Origin of the sequence: Aeromonas sp. QDB39 (genome assembly GCF_027707585.1) — a bacterium.
Classification (GTDB): Bacteria; Pseudomonadota; Gammaproteobacteria; order Enterobacterales; family Aeromonadaceae; genus Aeromonas; species Aeromonas hydrophila.
This window is the reverse complement of sequence record NZ_JAPCIV010000020.1, coordinates 19,615-36,293: the sequence shown is the minus strand read 5'-3', so window position 1 is coordinate 36,293 and position 16,679 is coordinate 19,615. Positions and strand designations below refer to the sequence as shown.

Sequence of the window (16,679 nt, the reverse complement as noted above, 5' to 3'; positions counted from 1 at the left end):
TCAGTCTTCCCGGGTCACGCGCAGCACCTCTTCGAGGCTGGTCTGCCCCTTGAGTACCTTGTCGATGCCGTCGCGGCGAATGCTGGGAGTGTGACCCCGGATCAGCCGCTCGATGGCCAGCTCGCCGCTGGCGCTGTGGATCGCCTCGCGCACCGCTTCGTCGATCACCACCAGCTCGTGGATGCCGGTCCGGCCGCGATAGCCGGTGTGGTTGCACTGCTCGCAGCCCACCGGCCGCCACACCTGCTGATCCGGCGCCAGCTCGATGCCCATGGCAATGCGCTCCTGCTCGGTGATGGGGCGCGGCGCGCGGCAATCGGGGCAGAGGGTGCGCACCAGCCGCTGGGCCAGTACCGCCAGCAGTGAGGAGGAGAGCAGGAAGGGCTCGATGCCCATGTCCCGCATCCGGGTGATGGCACCGATGGCGGTGTTGGTGTGCAGGGTCGACATCACCAGGTGACCGGTCAGCGACGCCTGCACCGCGATCTGGGCGGTCTCGAGGTCACGAATCTCCCCCACCATCACCACGTCCGGATCCTGGCGCAGAATGGCGCGCAGGCCGCGGGCGAAAGTCATGTCAACCTTGCTGTTGACCTGGGTCTGGCCCACCCCTTCGAGGTCATATTCGATGGGGTCTTCGACGGTCAGGATGTTGCGATCCCGCGAGTTGATCTCGGAGAGGGCCGCGTAGAGGGTGGTCGACTTGCCCGAACCGGTCGGACCCGTCACCAGAATGATGCCGTGGGGCTTGCGAATGAGTTCGCTGATGATGTTGCGGTTGGCCAGCGTCATGCCGAGCTGCTTGAGCTCGAGCCGCACGTTGTTCTTGTCCAAGAGTCGCAGCACCACTCGCTCACCGTAGCTGGACGGCATGGTGGAAACCCGCACGTCCACCGCCCGACCGCCGATGCGCAGTGAGATGCGGCCATCCTGCGGTACCCGCTTCTCGGCGATGTCCATCCGCGACATGACCTTGATGCGCGACACCAGCAAGGAGGCGAGCTTGCGATGGGGACGCAGGATCTCCCGCAGCACCCCGTCGATGCGAAAACGGATCACCAGGGCCCGCTCGAAGGTCTCGATGTGGATGTCGGACGCCTCTTCTTTTATCGCCTCGCTCAGCATGGCGTTGATGAGGCGGATGATGGGGGCGTCGTCGTCGGCATCCAGCAGGTCTTCACTCTGGGGCAGCTCTTCGGCCAGCGCGAAGAAGTCCATCTCGTTGCCGAGATCCTCCATCAGCTGGCGCGCCTCGGAGGAGTCGCGCTGGTAGTGGGCCATCAGCAGCTCTTCGAAGGCCTCGCCGTCCATCTGCTCCACCGTGAAGGCGCAGCCCGCCACCCGCCGCACTTCCAGCAGGGTTTGCGGCGTCACGCCCTGGCGGCAGAGCAGCACCGGGGCCCCCTGCCGCTCGGTCAGGATCACCCCGAAGTTGCGGGCGAAGGCAAACGGCAGCTCGGGCAGGGCTGCCGGCATGTCGACGCCATCCAGCTGGTATGCTGCCATTACTTGTTACCCACGAATGGCTGGGACCCGCCGCTCGTCTGCGGGGCTGACTGTGTCTGCTGGAGCTGCTTCTGCACCTCGGGCGACATGGTCACGCCCTGGCCGTACTCGGGCAGCACCTGGCGCTTGGGCGAGGTGAGGTAGCCCTCCTGCGCCGCCGCCTCCTGCTGCTCGGAGCGGAACTGGGAGTACTTGTTGCTGGAGATACCGCTGTAGACATCGGCATCACGCAAAATGGTCGGTCGGATAAAGACCATCAGATTGCGCTTGGAGGTCGAGTTGGAGGTCGAGCGGAACAGATAACCCAGCACCGGGATGTCGCCGAGCAGCGGTACCTTGGAGACCTTCTCCTGGGTCTTCTCGTCCATCAAACCACCCAGCACTACTGTCTCGCCACTCTTCACCAGCACAGCGTTCTTGATGGTACGGGTATCGAAGGTCGGGCCCAGCGTGCTGGTACCGGGTGCCTGGGTCTGCGCCACGCTGGAGACCTCCTGCTCGATGTTGAGCAGCACGGAATCCCCTTCGTTGATCTGCGGCGTCACCACCAGCTTGGTACCCACCGTCTTGCGCTCGATGGTGTTGAACACCTGATCGCTGGTGGTGGAGCTCTGGGAGCCACTCTGCACCGGCACTTCCTGGCCGACGTTGAAGGATGCTTCCTTGTTGTCCATGGTGACGATACTCGGCGTGGAGAGAATATCGTTCTTGGTATCGGTGGAAAGCGCCGTCACCAGCGCGGCCCAGTTGCCCTTGTAGAAGCCGGCCGCCATACCGTTGAAATCCTTGGCCAGCGAGGCCAGGCCGGTGGTGGTGCCGTTCTTCTGGTAATCCTTGGCCGCGATGGCCACCGAACCGATGGGCAGACCGGTATCGGTAAACTGGGTGCCACCGCCATTGGTGTTGGCCCACTGCACCCCGAGGTTGAGGCCGTCGCCATCGGCGATCTCGACGATGATCGCCTCCACCAGTACCTGGGCACGGCGGATATCGAGCTTGGCGACCACCTGCTCCAGCTCGGCCATCACGTCCGGCTGGGCGGTGATCACCAGCGCATTGGTGGTCTCGTCGGCGGAGATGGCCAGCTTGCCGCCGCCGATGCTGGCACCGCCACCCCCTGTGGTGGTGGCCGCGCCGCCCTTCTTGTCCGCCTCGATGCTGGAGCTGACGCCCTTGAGCACCTCCACCAGATCCTTGGCCTTGCCGTATTTCAGATAGAAGACCCGGGTGTTGCCCTGGCTCTGCAGGTCACGGTCAAGCTGGTGCACCATCTGGATGATGCGGGCGCGCGCCTTGGGCTCGCCGCTCACCACCACCGAGTTGGTGCGCTCATCGGCCACCACCTTGGGGGCCAGCAGCAGGGAGGTGTTGCCGCCCTGGTTGTTGCCGTCCTTGTTGAGGTTGGTCACCAGCCGCACCATCTCGCCGGCGGAGGCGTACTTGAGCTTGACGATATCCACTTCCTGGTCGCCCGCCTTGTCGACCCGGCGCACCACTTCCACCAGCCGGTTGACCACGGCAGCACGGCCGGTGATCAGCAGCACGTTGGAAGGGTCGTAATGGACCACGTTGCCGCCACCGGCGTTGTCGTTGAGCTGGCGCAGCAGCGGCGCCAGTTCGCGTACCGAGACGTTGCGCACCGGCACAACCCGGGTCACCATCTCGTCACCGCTGCCGGGGTTGCTCTCGTCCACCACCGGGATGGCGGAGGTCTTGGCATCCTTGGAGCGCACCACCTTGAGCACCCCGTTGTCCATCGGGACCACGGCGAAGCCATAGACATCGAGCACGCTCAGGAAGAACTGGTAGTACTGGTCTTCGTTGAGCAGGTCATAGCTGCGGACGTTGATCTTGCCGCGCACCGAAGGCTCGATGATGATGGTCTTGTTCAGGTTCTTGCCGACCGTGTTGATGAACTCTTCGATGTCGGCATTCTTGAAGCTGGCGGAATATTCGGTGGCCCAGGCAGAACCTGCCATCATCAGCGCCGCAGCCACGGTGGCCAGACGCCAGCCCTTCCCTTTATTTATCATTCTTGGTGCTACTCCAAATCATTATTCTGACAAGCCGACATAAACGTCGTAGAGCTGTCCTTGCCGCTCGACGGTGACGGTCATTTCCGTTGCGCCAGCCACCTGCTGCATCGCCTGCATGGCCTGAGCGTTATCCCGCAGATCCAGCCCATTGATGCTGACCGCCATGTCGTTGGCGACCAGCCCCAGTTGATTGAACAGTTCCGGATTGCTGCCCGGATTGAGGCGATAGCCGACCATACGGCCATCGACCCGGACCGGGGAAATATTGAGGTAATCGGTGATCTTGCCGGGGTTGCCCATCAGTTCGTTGCGCACCGAGGAGAGCTTGCCGTCCTGGTTGCCCGGCTTGGGCAGCGGCTTGCCGTACTCTTCCCCGTCCAGCATCAGGGTCTCGTCGCGGCCGTCCCGCTCGATGATGACCCGATCCGGGAACACCTGGCGGATCTTGGCCTGGGTACCATCGATGAGATCACCGATACCGTAGGAGTTCTGCAGCCCGTTGTGGGCGATGATGGCAATGGATTTGGCGGGATCGGAACTGGCCAGCACGCCGTTGAGCTGGGCGTTGAGCTGGGTCTTGGGAGCATCGGCTGCGACAACATCGGCCGCCTGGGCCTGCTGTTTGGCCTTGCCGAACAGCGCCAGCCGGCTGACGCTGCTCAGGTCGAGCCGGTTTGCACCCTGGCTCTGATTGGCGACCACCGACGGTTGCCAGGACTGGCTGACGGGCCGGCTGCCGAGATCCAGCAGACGCCAGGTGAGACCGGCACACTGGTGGGCCAGCAACAGCAGCAGAAGCCAGAACAGAGGCTGGCTGAATCGGGAGAGTGGCACGGTTTTACAACGGGCCAGAAGGGAGCTCAACAAGTCATCCCTGAACGGTAGCGTCATGTTTATCAATATTTTCTGGCATCCAAATCGGTTGGCTATTGTGTACGGCAATGGACCCAGAGACAACCGACCGGATGGGATGAAGCTGCGAAAATTGACATTCCGTCACACCATCAGCCCCCCTGTTTCTATCCCGGGGCCCGCCTCTGGTATAATCAGGCACCCCTTTCAGCCATTCCGGAGTCGATTCATGCCGAACCCCGCAGAAACCCCAGCCCTGGTCCGTCTCGACAAGTGGTTGTGGGCGGCACGTTTTTACAAGACCCGCAGCCTGGCACGCGACCAGATTGAAGGGGGCAAGGTGCATTACAACGGCCAGCGCAGCAAACCGGGCAAGCATGTCGAGGTCGGCGCCCTCATTCGCTGCTGGCAGGGCCAGGACGAACGGGAAGTGCGGGTGCTCGAGGTGAGCGAGCAGCGCAAATCCGCCCCGCTGGCCCAGCAGCTCTATGAAGAGACCGAGGCCAGCCTGAAAAAGCGGGCCGAAAACAGCGAGGCACGCCGCTTCAACAGCCAATTTGCGCCAAGCCCCGAGCGTCGCCCCGACAAGCAGGAGCGGCGCCAGCTGATCAAGGTCAAGCAATATTGACCCGCCAAGATGGCCCTTTTATGACGACAGTTGCCGGAATAAGTTCCTAACCAGCTGTTTATTAATGTTTTTATCTATTTACCCCACCGAAGAACCCAGGAATGCATGATGAGTAACCAAGATCTCCTGTATCGCTATCTGTTCGAAGAGTACGAAGTCCGGGGCGAGCTGGTCCAGCTGGACCACACCTACCGCCACGTGGTTGAGGCCCAGAACTACCCGGTACAGGTGCAAAAACTGCTGGGTGAACTGCTGGTCGCCACCAGCCTGCTGACCGCCACCCTCAAGTTCGAAGGCTCCATCACGGTGCAGCTGCAGGGCAACGGCCCGGTACGGCTGGCCGTCATCAACGGCGACAACAACCAGCAGCTGCGTGGCGTGGCCCGCTATGAAGGGGAACTGCCGAGCGACGACAAGCTGCAGAGCCTGATCGGAGAAGGCCAGCTGGTCATCACCATCACCCCGGAGCAGGGTGAACGCTATCAGGGCATCATAGCGCTGGACGCCGACACCCTGGCCGGCTGCCTGGAGCACTACTTCGCCCAGTCCGAACAGCTGGCGACCAAGCTGTGGATCCGCACCGGCTACCACCAGGGTGAGCCGCGCGCCGCCGGCATCCTGCTGCAGGAGCTGCCCGCCCAGAGCGAGGATCACAGCGACGATTTCGAGCATCTGACCCAGCTCACCAGCACCATCAAGGATGAAGAGCTGTTCGGTCTGGAAGCGGAAGAGATCCTCTACCGCCTCTACCACCAGGACAAGGTACGGGTGTTCGATCCGCAGGCGGTCGAGTTCCGCTGCACCTGCTCCCGCGCCCGTTGTGAGGGGGCTCTGCTGCAGATAGAGAAAGAAGAGGTGATGGAGATGGTGCAGGAGCTCGGCAAGATCGACATGCACTGTGATTATTGCGGCGCCCAGTACCAATTTGATGGGATCGACGTCGAAACCCTGTTCAGCAGGGCTCCCGGTAATGATGCAAACAAGTTACACTAATTGAAGGCGGGCAAAACCCGCCTTTAACTTAAATAACAAAAAAATACCCTATTTTATAAAGTTTGATGGCGATCGCTAAACTCTACCACCTAAGTGATAGGATGAACGCCAGATAGAACCCTACCAACCTCTGAACCCAGGAGAATACAATGACAATCGTGGCAGAACCCACCCTGGCCAAGCAATTAGGACTGGACCAGTACGGTATCAAGAACTCCACTGAAATCCTGCGCAACCCTTCCTACGACCAGCTGTTCGCGGAAGAGACACGTGCCGACCTGGAAGGGTTCGAGCGCGGCGTGGTGACCGAACTGGGCGCCGTCAATGTCAATACCGGCATCTTCACCGGCCGCTCCCCTAAAGATAAATATATCGTCAAAGACGCAACTACCCAGAATACTGTGTGGTGGTCTGACCAGGGCAAAAACGATAACAAAGCCATCAGCCCGGAAGTGTGGTCACATCTGAAATCCCTGGTGACCAAACAGCTCTCCGGCAAGCGCCTGTTCGTAGTCGACGGCTTCTGCGGTGCCAACCCGGATACCCGCCTGGCCGTGCGCATCATCACCGAGGTGGCCTGGCAGGCTCACTTCGTGAAAAACATGTTCATTCGCCCGAGCGATGAAGAGCTGAAAACCTTCAAACCGGACTTCGTGGTAATGAACGGTGCCAAGTGCACCAACCCGAACTGGAAGGAGCAGGGTCTCAACTCCGAGAACTTCGTCGCCTTCAACCTGACCGAGAAGATCCAGCTCATCGGCGGCACCTGGTACGGTGGCGAGATGAAGAAGGGGATGTTCTCCATGATGAACTACTTCCTGCCCCTGCGCGGCATTGCCTCCATGCACTGCTCCGCCAACGTGGGTCAGGACGGTGACGTGGCCATCTTCTTCGGCCTGTCCGGTACCGGCAAGACCACCCTCTCCACCGATCCCAAGCGTCAGCTGATCGGCGATGACGAGCACGGCTGGGACGACGACGGCGTGTTCAACTTCGAAGGCGGCTGCTACGCCAAGACCATCAAGCTCTCCAAGGAAGCCGAGCCGGACATCTACAACGCCATCCGTCGCGATGCGCTGCTGGAGAACGTGACCGTGGCGGCCGACGGCACCATCGACTTCGACGATGGCTCCAAGACCGAGAACACCCGGGTCTCCTACCCCATCTATCACATCGAGAACATCGTCAAGCCGGTCTCCAAGGCGGGTCACGCCAACAAGGTGATCTTCCTGACTGCCGACGCCTTCGGCGTGCTGCCCCCGGTTTCCAAGCTGACCAAGGAGCAGACCAAGTACCACTTCCTGTCTGGCTTCACCGCCAAGCTGGCCGGTACCGAGCGCGGCATCACAGAGCCGACCCCGACCTTCTCCTCCTGCTTCGGCGCAGCCTTCCTCTCCCTGCACCCGACCAAGTACGGTCAGGAGCTGGTGAAACGGATGGAAGCCGCCGGCGCGGAAGCCTACCTGGTCAACACCGGCTGGAACGGTACCGGCAAGCGCATCTCCATCAAGGACACCCGCGCCATCATCGACGCCATCCTGGATGGGTCCATCGAGAAGGCCGAGACCAAGGTGCTGCCGATCTTCAATCTGGAAGTACCGACCGCCCTGCACGATGTGAACCCGGCGATCCTCGACCCGCGCGACACTTACGCCAACAAGGCCGAGTGGGATGCCAAGGCGGTTGACCTGGCAGGACGCTTTATCAAGAACTTCGAGCGCTTCACCGACAACGACGAAGGCAAGCGTCTGGTCGCGGCGGGTCCGCAGCTGTAACAGCGACCCCGTTCACAACCAATCTCATACCGGTCAGCCCAGCTGGCCGGTATTTTTTTGAGCAGAGCGCGGCGTTTGACTCCCGCCAAACCTTGCCTTGTGGGCCCTTGCGCGTTAGATTCAGCCCAACTTTATACAATATACAATTTTGTAACGATTCCCCTGTGACCCGATCATGACCCCACCCTACAAGACCCGTACCCAAATGGTGATGGAAAACCTCCGTGGCCGGATCCTGCGCGGTGAGTTTCCCGCCGGCGCCCCCCTGCGCCAGGACGCCATCGCCAAGGAGCTGGCGGTGAGCCGCATTCCGGTGCGGGAGGCCCTGATGCAGCTGGAAGCGCAGGGGCTGGTGAAGTTCGAGGCCCACCGCGGCGCCGTGGTCACCATGCTGGACGCCGCGGCCATCGAAGAGCTCTTTTATTTGCGAGCCCTGCTGGAAGCCGATACCCTGTTCCACGCCGTCGACCTGATGACGGAGGAGACCTTCGCTCGGGCGCAGGCGATCCTCGCCCAGTTCGACCAGGCCCTCGAGTCGGGCACCCAGATCGAACGCTGGGCCGAACTGAACCACAGTTTTCACGCCACCCTCTATCAGGCCGCCGGCCGCCCCCAGGCACTGGAGCTGATCGCCCAGATCAATCTGAGCTGTGACCGCTATGTGCGCTTCGAGCTGCTGTTCGCCAGCGATGGCGTCGACAAGGCAGAGCGCGAGCACGCCCAGCTGCTGGAGCTGTGCCGCGCCCGCCGCAAGCACGAGGCGGTGGTACTGCTCAAGCAACATATCGAGGCGGCCGGCCAGTCCATCAAGCGGATCCTGGACAGCGGCCACAACCACTGAACACTCACATCACAACAATCTGGCATTAACGACATGAATCATTTCGAGATTATTGAAACCCGCGTCGCCCAGGTCAGGGCCGAACTGGCCATGATGGAGCTGGACGCCTTCATCGTCCCCCACGACGACGAGCATCTGGGGGAGTACATTCCCGCCTACGCCGAGCGACTGGACTGGATCACGGGTTTCAACGGCTCCGCCGGCCTCGCCATCATACTGGCGCAGCGGGCGGCCCTGTTCATCGACGGTCGTTACACGGTGCAGGCCCGCATGCAGGCACCGGCCGAGCTCTTCGAGTTTCTCCATCTGGTGGAAGATCCCCATGTGCAGTGGCTGGCGGATCAGCTGCCGTCCGGCTCCCGGGTCGGCTTCGACGCCCGCCTGCACAGCCTGGCCTGGTATCACAATGCCAAGGCGGTGCTGACCGAGCGTGGCATCGAGCTGGTGCGGGTCGAGCAGAACCCCATCGATCTGCACTGGAGCGATCGCCCCGCCCCCACCAAGAATCCGGCCATCCTCTACAGCGAAGCGCTGGCGGGCCAGTCCAGCCAGGCCAAGCGCGAGGTGCTGGCCAGCGATCTGCGCAAGCGCGGGCTGGATGCGGTGCTGCTGACCCAGGCCGAGCCCATCAACTGGCTGCTCAACCTGCGCGGTCGCGACGTGGAGCGGCTGCCGGTGGTGCTCGGCTTTGCGGTGCTCTACGCCAACGCCACCATGGATTTCTTCGTCGACACCGACAAGATCGACTGCTTCGCCTTCAGCCAGCACGTGGGGCAGGATGTCTCCGTCTACCCCATCGACAAGCTGGGTGACGTGCTGCAGCGCATCGGTGAAGACCAGCAGAAGGTGCTGGCCGATCCCAACACCGCCAACGCCTGGACTCAACTGGTCATGGAAGAGGCGGGCGCCATCCTGGTGGCCGGTCAGGACCCGACCATGCTGCCCAAAGCGTGCAAGAACGAGGTGGAGCTGGCCGGCATGCGCGCCGCCCATCTGCGCGACGGCGTCGCCGTCACCCGCTTCCTGGCCTGGCTGGATCGGCTGATCGCCAGCGGCGAGTTCGACGGGGTGGATGAAGGCACCCTGGCTGACCAGCTGGAAGCCTTCCGCCGCGAGCAGGAGCACTATGTCGAGCCGAGCTTCGACACCATCTCGGCGCTCGGCCCCAACGCCGCCATGTGCCACTACCGCCACACCAACGGCACCCCGCGCACCTTTGGCCAGGACAGCATCTATCTGGTGGACTCCGGCGCCCAGTATCTGGACGGCACCACCGACATCACCCGCACCCTCAAGGTGGGTGAGCTGACCGACGAGCACAAGGCAATGTTCACCCGGGTACTGCAGGGTCACATCGCGCTGGATCAGGCCCGCTTCCCGCGCGGCACCGCCGGCATCCAGCTCGACGTGCTGGCCCGCCAGCCGCTGTGGCAAGCCGGTTACAACTACGACCACGGCACCGGCCACGGTGTCGGCCACTTCCTCAGCGTGCACGAAGGCCCGCAGCGCATCGCCCCCAAGGGCAGCCTGGTGGCCCTGCAGCCGGGCATGGTGCTCTCCAACGAACCTGGCTACTACCGGGAAGATGCCTTCGGCATCCGTTGCGAGAACCTGGTGGTGGTCACCGAGAAGGAGCAGATCGGCGAGCTGCCGATGCTGGGCTTCGAGCGGCTGACCTATGTACCGTTCGATACCCGCCTCATCGATCGCAGCCTGCTGAGCCCGGCCGAGTTCCGCTGGATCAACGAGTACCACGCCGAGGTCTACCGCCGCCTGAGCCCGCTGCTGGAAGGCGAGGATCTCGCCTGGCTGGAGCAGGCAACCAGCCTCATCTAAGCGCAGACAACGCTGCTTGTCTGATGAAACAGGGCCCACGGGCCCTGTTTTTTTGCCCGCTGGTTTGACCTGTATCAAGACCCCACCGCCCCAGGTCCGGACAATGCCCTGCATGACGACCCATCACTCCCACCCCGCACGCCCGGCCCGTGCCGACAAGGCGCCCGTGCATCCCAGGCTCAAGCGGGAGCAGCAGACGGTCAGCGCCATGATCCGCCTCTACTGCGACCACCATCATCAGGATCCCGCCTGCCGGCACTGCCAGCAGTTGCAGGAGTTCGCCCACCAGCGGCTGCGCCGCTGCCGCTATGGTCACGGCCACAAGCCCACCTGTGCCAACTGCCACATCCACTGCTATGCCCCGGCCATGCGCAAGCAGATCCAGCTGGTGATGAAGTGGAGCGGCCCGCGCATGCTGTGGCATCACCCCTGGCTGGCCCTGCGCCACCTGCTGGACAGCCGCCGCAAGGCCCCCAAACGACCGGGCAGCCGTCCTCTACCGCCCTGAGCCGGGGCTGCCCTGCTGCCCACTGCCCCAGACCCGCTTGCATCAGTCCGGCGGGCCCACTACCCTGTGGCTCCTTTTTGACTGCCGCCCGGCAGCACGTACGACACCACAGGAGCCCGGATGCACCAGCCCCCCGTTTTGAGAGTGGCGCGCCACACCGACATGCACGCCATCTGGCAGATCGACGTCAATGTATTCGGGGAGGATGTCTATCCCGGCTTCTTCTTCCGCCAGGCCATGGATCTGTGGCCCGAGCTGCTGCTGGTGGCCGAGCTGGACGGCAAGCTGCTGGGCTATGCCCTGGGCGGACTGGGACAGGATCGGTCGCAGGGCTGGCTGCTCTCCTTGGCGGTGCTGCCGGAGGCGCGCGGCTTCGGCCTGGCCGAACGCATGATGCTGCAGGTGGAGCAGTCACTGCTGACACTGGGGATCGAGCGGGTCAGACTGACGGTGGATCCGGCCAATCCGGCCCAGCGCCTCTACTTTCGACTCGGTTATCAGCAACTGGCCGAGGAGCGCGACTATTTCGGCCCGGGCGAGGATCGCCTGCTGCTGGAAAAACGGCTCGACTGAGCCGGCGGTGACGGGGTTTGCCGGGCCCGGGCCTTATAATTGGTTACACTTTGCTGGTTTCATGCTCAATCCGGTTGGCGTAGAGTTGAATCACTGACCGAACAAACCAGATTAGATGCCAGCCCAGGAGGCCCATCATGTTGAAACGCATTACCCTCATCGCCCTGTTGGCCACCACCACCGCCACCACCCTCAGCGGCTGTGCCAACAGCGACGTCTACTCCGGCGACGTCTACACCAAGGATCGCGCCAAGCAGGTGCAGACCGTCAGCTACGGCACCATCCTCTCCACTCGCCCGGTCAAGATCCAGGCCGATGAGAACTCGCTGATCGGCACCATCGGCGGCGCCGTGGTCGGCGGCCTGCTCGGCAGCACCATTGGCGGCGGGCGCGGCAGCGACATCGCCGCAGCCGGTGGCGCCATCGCGGGTGCGGCAGCCGGCAAGGCGGCCGGTGACAAGCTCAACCAGGTGGACGGCGTCGAACTCGAGATCAAGAAAGAGAACGGCGAATCCATCGTGGTGGTGCAAAAGGCCAGCCCCACCTTCGTGCCGGGCGCCCGGGTCCGCATGACCCAGGGCAACGGCACCATCAACGTGGCCGTGGTCAACTAAGCCCTCCGCCCATGAAAAAGCCCTCGCAGTGCGAGGGCTTTTTTTATTGCCATGTCGGCCGGGAATTACTGACGGATCAGCCGGAAGATGGCGTAGCCAGGGTGCTGGGCGTCATCCATCGGCAGGGTGGACTTGTACTCCAGATCCGCACCGGCCAGCTGCTTGGCCTCCTCGCGGGGCGAGGAGTAGAGCCGCACGTCCACGTTGGCCGGCAGGGCCTTCATGTGCCAGTTGTTGTTGGCCGCCGGGCTGAAGCCAGCCGGGTTGTCGGCAGACTGGGCCTTCAGGTACTGGGCGATGATCTCGCGCGTCTCGAAGGGGTCTTCATGCACTATGTTGCTGCCGTCGATGCCCGGGAAGTGGCCGCCGCCGCTGGCGCGGTAGTTGTTGGTCACCACGTAGAACTTCTGGGCCGGATCGATGGGCTGGCCGTTGAAGGTGAGGCCGCTGATGCGCTGGCCGTCGCTGACCTTGGCCCCTTCCTTGTTGTAACGGGCCGGCTGGGTGATATCCACCTCGTAGTTGACCCCGTCGATCACGTCGAAGTTGTAGGTGGGGAACTTCTCGTTCACCAGCCACTGCACCTCGGTCTTGCCGGTGTCTATCTGGTTGAACTGGCCGGCACTCATCTCCAGCCACTCCTTGACGGTGGCCCCGTTCACCTCGACCACCTGCAGGGTGTTCGGATAGATGTAGAGGTCGGAGACGTTGCGCAGGGAGATGTCGCCCTGGGCCACGTAGGTGAAGTCATTGATGCCGTTGCGGCCGCCACGGAACGGCGCCGCCACCGACAGGATGGGGTAGGACTCCTTGAGCAGACCGTCTTTTTGCAGCTGTTCGGCATGCTTGCGCTGGGCATCGCTCACCAGTTGCACCGAAGGGTCGTCCTGCACCAGGGCGAAGAAGCTGTGGATGGAGGAGGTGATCTTGCCGAGCGGCTCGTCCAGCCACTGGTTGGTGGCGTCGTGGTCGGCCTGCACCAGGTCTACCACCCGTTGATCCACCGCGCTGCCCTCGCTGGAGTCGATCTTGCGCAGGCTGGCCTGGCTCTGTTTCACCTGCCACTTGCCGTCCACCTGCTCCAGCTTGAGGTCGATGATGCCGAGGTGGTTGCCCCAGTAACCCGGCATCACGGTCGGAATGCCGCTCAGGGTGCCGGCCTTGTTGTCCACCTCCGGCAGATCCGGGAAGTCACCCGGGAAGTTCTTGTGGGCGTGGCCCAGCATCAGGGCGTCCACCCCCTTCACCTTGGCCAGGTGCCAGGCGGAGTTCTCCATCATGGCCTCGTAGCTGCTGGCGTTGATGCCGGTATGGGCCACCACCACCACGATATCGGCGCCCTTGGCGCGCAGCTCGGGCACATAGTGGTTGGCGGTCTCGACCATGTCGGCCACCACCACCTTGCCTTCCAGATGACGCTTGTCCCACTGCAGCACCTGCGGCGGGGTCAGCCCCAGGATACCGACCTTGACGGTCTGCAGCTGGCCCTTGTCATCCTTCACCTTGCGCTCCAGCAGCAGGTAGGGGGTGAACTTGTTGCCGCTCCAGTCTATTTGCCCCTTGGCATCACGCTTGAAGGCGCCCGCCTCGAACACGTTGGCGTTCACATAGGGGAACTTGGCTCCCTGCAGGGTCTTGGTGAGGTAATCCAGCCCGTAGTTGAATTCGTGGTTGCCCAGGTTGCCGGCATCGTAGCCGAGCTCGTTCATCGCCTTGAACACCGGGTGGGCCTGCTTGTCGAGGTAACCGGCACCGGACTGCTCGAAGATGTAGTCAGCCAGCGGCGTGCCCTGGATCAGGTCGCCGTTGTCGAGCAGCAGGTTGTTGGGGTTTTCGGCGCGGGCCGCGCGGATCAGCAGCGCGGTGCGGGAGAGGCCAAACTTGCGATCTTCCTTGTTCTGGTAGTAGTCGTAGCCCAGCACGTTGGAGTGGATATCGGAGGTCTGGATCAGACGCAGGGCAACCTCACCCGGTTGCGCCTTGCTGTCGTTTTCATTGCTACAGGCAGATAACAGCACGATGGCTGCAATAGCCCCCAGCTTCATGGTTTTATTCACTGTCTTGTCCCTTTTATTATGAGTGTCGCTTTACCAGCGACGGGAATTTAACAGACGAATATGTCAGCGCATGAAGCCGGGATTAATTTTTATGAGGTGCGGCACAAAAATAGCCTTATGACGCCAGCAGAGCCCCGCTCGCCAGCTGCAACGCCAGCCCCAGCATGATGAAACCAACAATAGTATCAATAGCTTGCTGAACCCTGCCGCGAGCGAGCCAGGGCGAGAGGGCGGCCGCCCCGAACGCCAGGCTGTAGAACCAGACCAGCGAGGCCAGCATGGCCCCCGCCGCAAAGGCCGGCCGCAACTCTTCGGCAAACTGGCTGCCGAAAGAGCCGAGCAGCATCAGGGTGTCCAGGTAGACGTGGGGGTTGAGCAGGGTCACCCCGAGGGTCATGGCCAGCACGCTCTTGACCCCCATCAACTGGGGCGAGTCCGCCAGCTTGGCTCCCTGCCCGCGCCAGGCACTGCGCAGGGAACGGATGCCGAACCAGCCGAGAAACAGCACGCCGCCCCAGGTCAGCAGGGCCAGGCCGATCGGGCTGGCCGCCAGCAGGTTGGCCCCGCCAAACACCCCGATGCCGATCAGCACGAGATCGCACAGGCAGCAGAGGGTCGCCGTCAGCAGATGGTGGTTGCGGTGGATGCCCCGGCTCAGCACGAAGGCATTCTGGGCACCGATGGGAATGATCATGGCAAGGCCGAGGGTGAAGCCTTGCAGGGTGGTAGCAAACATGGATGAACCGTCCAGCAGAGTGATTGGACGGCACTATAAGGGGGGCAGTTCTATTTAGAGAAATTCATTGATCTGCTGAGCCATTGGTTTTGCTAATGGCCGTGCAGCAGGCATAACCCCTTCGGGGCAGAAGGGCCGCCATTCGGCCATGACTGTCAATTGCAGGATCTGACAATTGTTAGCCAATCACTCTGCCCCGAGAATCATCGGGTTTTATTGCATCAGCTTGGGGAAGTTGGTGACCACGACCTGCTCGAGATTGGGCAGCAAAATGCCACTGCTCACCCCCTTGGCGATGGCCTGGTAGCGATTCATCGACCCCGTTTTACGGGTGACCTGATTGAGGTGGTAGTTCACGGTTCGCTCCGTGATCCCCAGGATGCAGGCGATTTCACCCGACGTTTTCCCTTCACTGGCCCAGAACAGGCATTCGGTCTCCCGGTCAGTCAGGGCCTCCTGAGGGTCATCTTCCCGCAGACTGACCCGCACAATCCGGATCGCCGCCTCGAAGATGTAGTTGGACATCCAGGAGAGGATGGGCGAGGACTCCAGCAGCAGATCGCTCGATGCCCGCTCGGCGGTGATGAACGACAGTATGCCGTTCTCCCCTGCCGCACCGTGCAACGGGAACGAAATTCCGTTGCGCAGCCCGAACTCCGCCGCCAACCCCATCACGTCAAGACTGCCCTCTTGCAGAAAACGCGCCCGCTCATCCAGCCGGTTCCAGTAAATGGGCAAGGTCTGCTTGCGGGCCAATTGAATGATGGGATCACAGGCCAGCATATGGTTGGCCGTGTAGGCCTGCACCCAGGAGTCTGGGCACTGGTTGAACAGCACCACCTTGGGTCTTTGCATCGACATGGGAATGATCAGCGCAAACCGGTAGTAGTCGTAACCCATACCGAGCGTGAACCGACCGATCAACTCGGCCAAACGATCCCCGTCCGTTACCGAAGTGAAATGTTCGAGGTACTCAAGCAGTTGGTCTTGTTTCATATGCTAGCCCCCCTGGCCAGGGCCTCGATTATAGCGCCGAACACTGAAATGGAGACATCTGAATGCTTGTTTTCAAAGGAAAATTAAAAGAACACCCCAGATGGGAGGTAGAAAACGAGCTTTATCGCTTTCGCAATCGCGTCTTCTCCGATCGCCTCGGCTGGGATGTGGAATCCCACCGTGGTCTGGAGCAGGACAGTTTCGATACCCCTGATACCCACTGGGTGCTGATCGAAGACGAGGAAGGCCTGTGCGGCTGCATCCGTCTGCTCAGCTGTGCCAAGGATTACATGCTGCCCAGCATCTTCCCCACCGCCCTCGCCGGTGAAGCCCCGCCACGCAGCAACGACGTGTGGGAGCTGACCCGCCTCGCCATAGATGCCGAACGGGCTCCCCGGCTCGGCAACGGCATCAGCGAACTGACCTGCATCATCTTCCGCGAGGTCTATGCCTTCGCCAAGGCGCAGGGGATCCGCGAGCTGGTTGCCGTGGTCAGCCTGCCGGTGGAGCGGATCTTCCGCCGTCTCGGCCTGCCCATCGAACGGCTCGGTCACCGCCAGGCGGTGGATCTGGGCGCCGTGCGCGGGGTCGGGATCCGCTTCCATCTGGATGAGCGTTTCGCCCGTGCCGTCGGCCAGCCCCTGCAGGGCGCCTATGACGAAGCGCGCGAACTGGTCACCGAATAGAGACAACGCAAAAAAATCCCGGGGTAAGACCCGGGATTAAAA

General features: G+C 62.2%; 15 protein-coding genes. 9 read left to right on the top strand and 6 right to left on the bottom strand.

Features of this window, described 5'->3' with window-relative positions; genetic code table 11:
* Genes exeE through exeC form a run of 3 tightly spaced genes read right to left on the bottom strand, consistent with a single transcriptional unit; the run spans position 1 to position 4,409 of the window.
* Positions 1-1,506 (bottom strand): GspE family T2SS ATPase variant ExeE, encoded by a 1,506-nt coding sequence (gene exeE, locus PG899_RS13185; protein ID WP_016349336.1) that lies wholly within the window; start codon positions 1,504-1,506, stop codon positions 1-3.
* Complete coding sequence (gene exeD, locus PG899_RS13180; protein WP_024943634.1) at positions 1,506-3,539, bottom strand: GspD family T2SS secretin variant ExeD; 2,034 nt, start codon at positions 3,537-3,539, stop codon at positions 1,506-1,508. The genes exeE and exeD overlap by 1 nt, the downstream gene beginning before the upstream one ends.
* A 21-nt stretch (positions 3,540-3,560) precedes the next feature.
* Positions 3,561-4,409 (bottom strand): GspC family type II secretion system variant ExeC, encoded by an 849-nt coding sequence (gene exeC / locus PG899_RS13175; protein ID WP_274460900.1) that lies wholly within the window; start codon positions 4,407-4,409, stop codon positions 3,561-3,563.
* A gap of 214 nt (positions 4,410-4,623) precedes the next feature.
* Here exeC and hslR point away from each other — a divergent pair, with 214 nt between their 5' ends.
* The 8 genes from hslR to PG899_RS13135 all read left to right on the top strand — a co-directional run bounded on the left by hslR (position 4,624) and on the right by PG899_RS13135 (position 12,162).
* A complete protein-coding gene (gene hslR, locus PG899_RS13170) occupies positions 4,624-5,022 on the top strand; it encodes a ribosome-associated heat shock protein Hsp15 (RefSeq protein ID WP_016349333.1) in 399 nt (132 codons plus the stop codon).
* Between the two features lie 108 nt (positions 5,023-5,130).
* On the top strand, positions 5,131-6,015 hold the full coding sequence (hslO, locus tag PG899_RS13165) for an Hsp33 family molecular chaperone HslO (protein WP_024943636.1): 885 nt from the start codon (positions 5,131-5,133) through the stop codon (positions 6,013-6,015).
* 149 nt (positions 6,016-6,164) lie between these two features.
* A complete protein-coding gene (pckA, locus tag PG899_RS13160; protein ID WP_190283847.1) occupies positions 6,165-7,790 on the top strand; it encodes a phosphoenolpyruvate carboxykinase (ATP) in 1,626 nt (541 codons plus the stop codon).
* A 175-nt stretch (positions 7,791-7,965) separates the two neighbouring features.
* Positions 7,966-8,631 carry a GntR family transcriptional regulator gene (locus tag PG899_RS13155; protein WP_011704535.1) on the top strand — a complete coding sequence of 222 codons (666 nt, stop codon included), beginning with the start codon at positions 7,966-7,968 and terminating at the stop codon, positions 8,629-8,631.
* 33 nt (positions 8,632-8,664) lie between these two features.
* A complete protein-coding gene (locus tag PG899_RS13150; protein WP_077096420.1) occupies positions 8,665-10,467 on the top strand; it encodes an aminopeptidase P family protein in 1,803 nt (600 codons plus the stop codon).
* 112 nt (positions 10,468-10,579) lie between these two features.
* On the top strand, positions 10,580-10,975 hold the full coding sequence (locus PG899_RS13145) for a nitrous oxide-stimulated promoter family protein (protein WP_026080215.1): 396 nt from the start codon (positions 10,580-10,582) through the stop codon (positions 10,973-10,975).
* 120 nt (positions 10,976-11,095) lie between these two features.
* Entirely contained in the window at positions 11,096-11,548 is a 453-nt protein-coding gene (locus PG899_RS13140) for a GNAT family N-acetyltransferase (protein ID WP_039215349.1), read from the top strand.
* Between the two features lie 137 nt (positions 11,549-11,685).
* A complete protein-coding gene (locus PG899_RS13135; RefSeq protein WP_005308463.1) occupies positions 11,686-12,162 on the top strand; it encodes a glycine zipper 2TM domain-containing protein in 477 nt (158 codons plus the stop codon).
* Positions 12,163-12,227: 65 nt separating this feature from the next.
* On the opposite strand, the gene PG899_RS13130 is transcribed toward PG899_RS13135, so the two are convergent.
* The 3 genes from PG899_RS13130 to PG899_RS13120 form a co-directional block, all read right to left on the bottom strand.
* Entirely contained in the window at positions 12,228-14,207 is a 1,980-nt protein-coding gene (locus PG899_RS13130; protein ID WP_179101452.1) for a bifunctional 2',3'-cyclic-nucleotide 2'-phosphodiesterase/3'-nucleotidase, read from the bottom strand.
* Positions 14,208-14,334: 127 nt separating this feature from the next.
* On the bottom strand, positions 14,335-14,955 hold the full coding sequence (lysE, locus tag PG899_RS13125; protein ID WP_011704530.1) for an L-lysine exporter: 621 nt from the start codon (positions 14,953-14,955) through the stop codon (positions 14,335-14,337).
* A gap of 213 nt (positions 14,956-15,168) precedes the next feature.
* Complete coding sequence (locus tag PG899_RS13120) at positions 15,169-15,951, bottom strand: LuxR family transcriptional regulator (RefSeq protein ID WP_005315931.1); 783 nt, start codon at positions 15,949-15,951, stop codon at positions 15,169-15,171.
* Between the two features lie 62 nt (positions 15,952-16,013).
* On the opposite strand from PG899_RS13120, the gene PG899_RS13115 reads away from it, so the two are divergent.
* Positions 16,014-16,637, top strand: a complete 624-nt coding sequence (locus PG899_RS13115; protein WP_043125540.1) for an acyl-homoserine-lactone synthase — start codon at positions 16,014-16,016, stop codon at positions 16,635-16,637.
* Positions 16,638-16,679 lie beyond the last annotated feature (42 nt).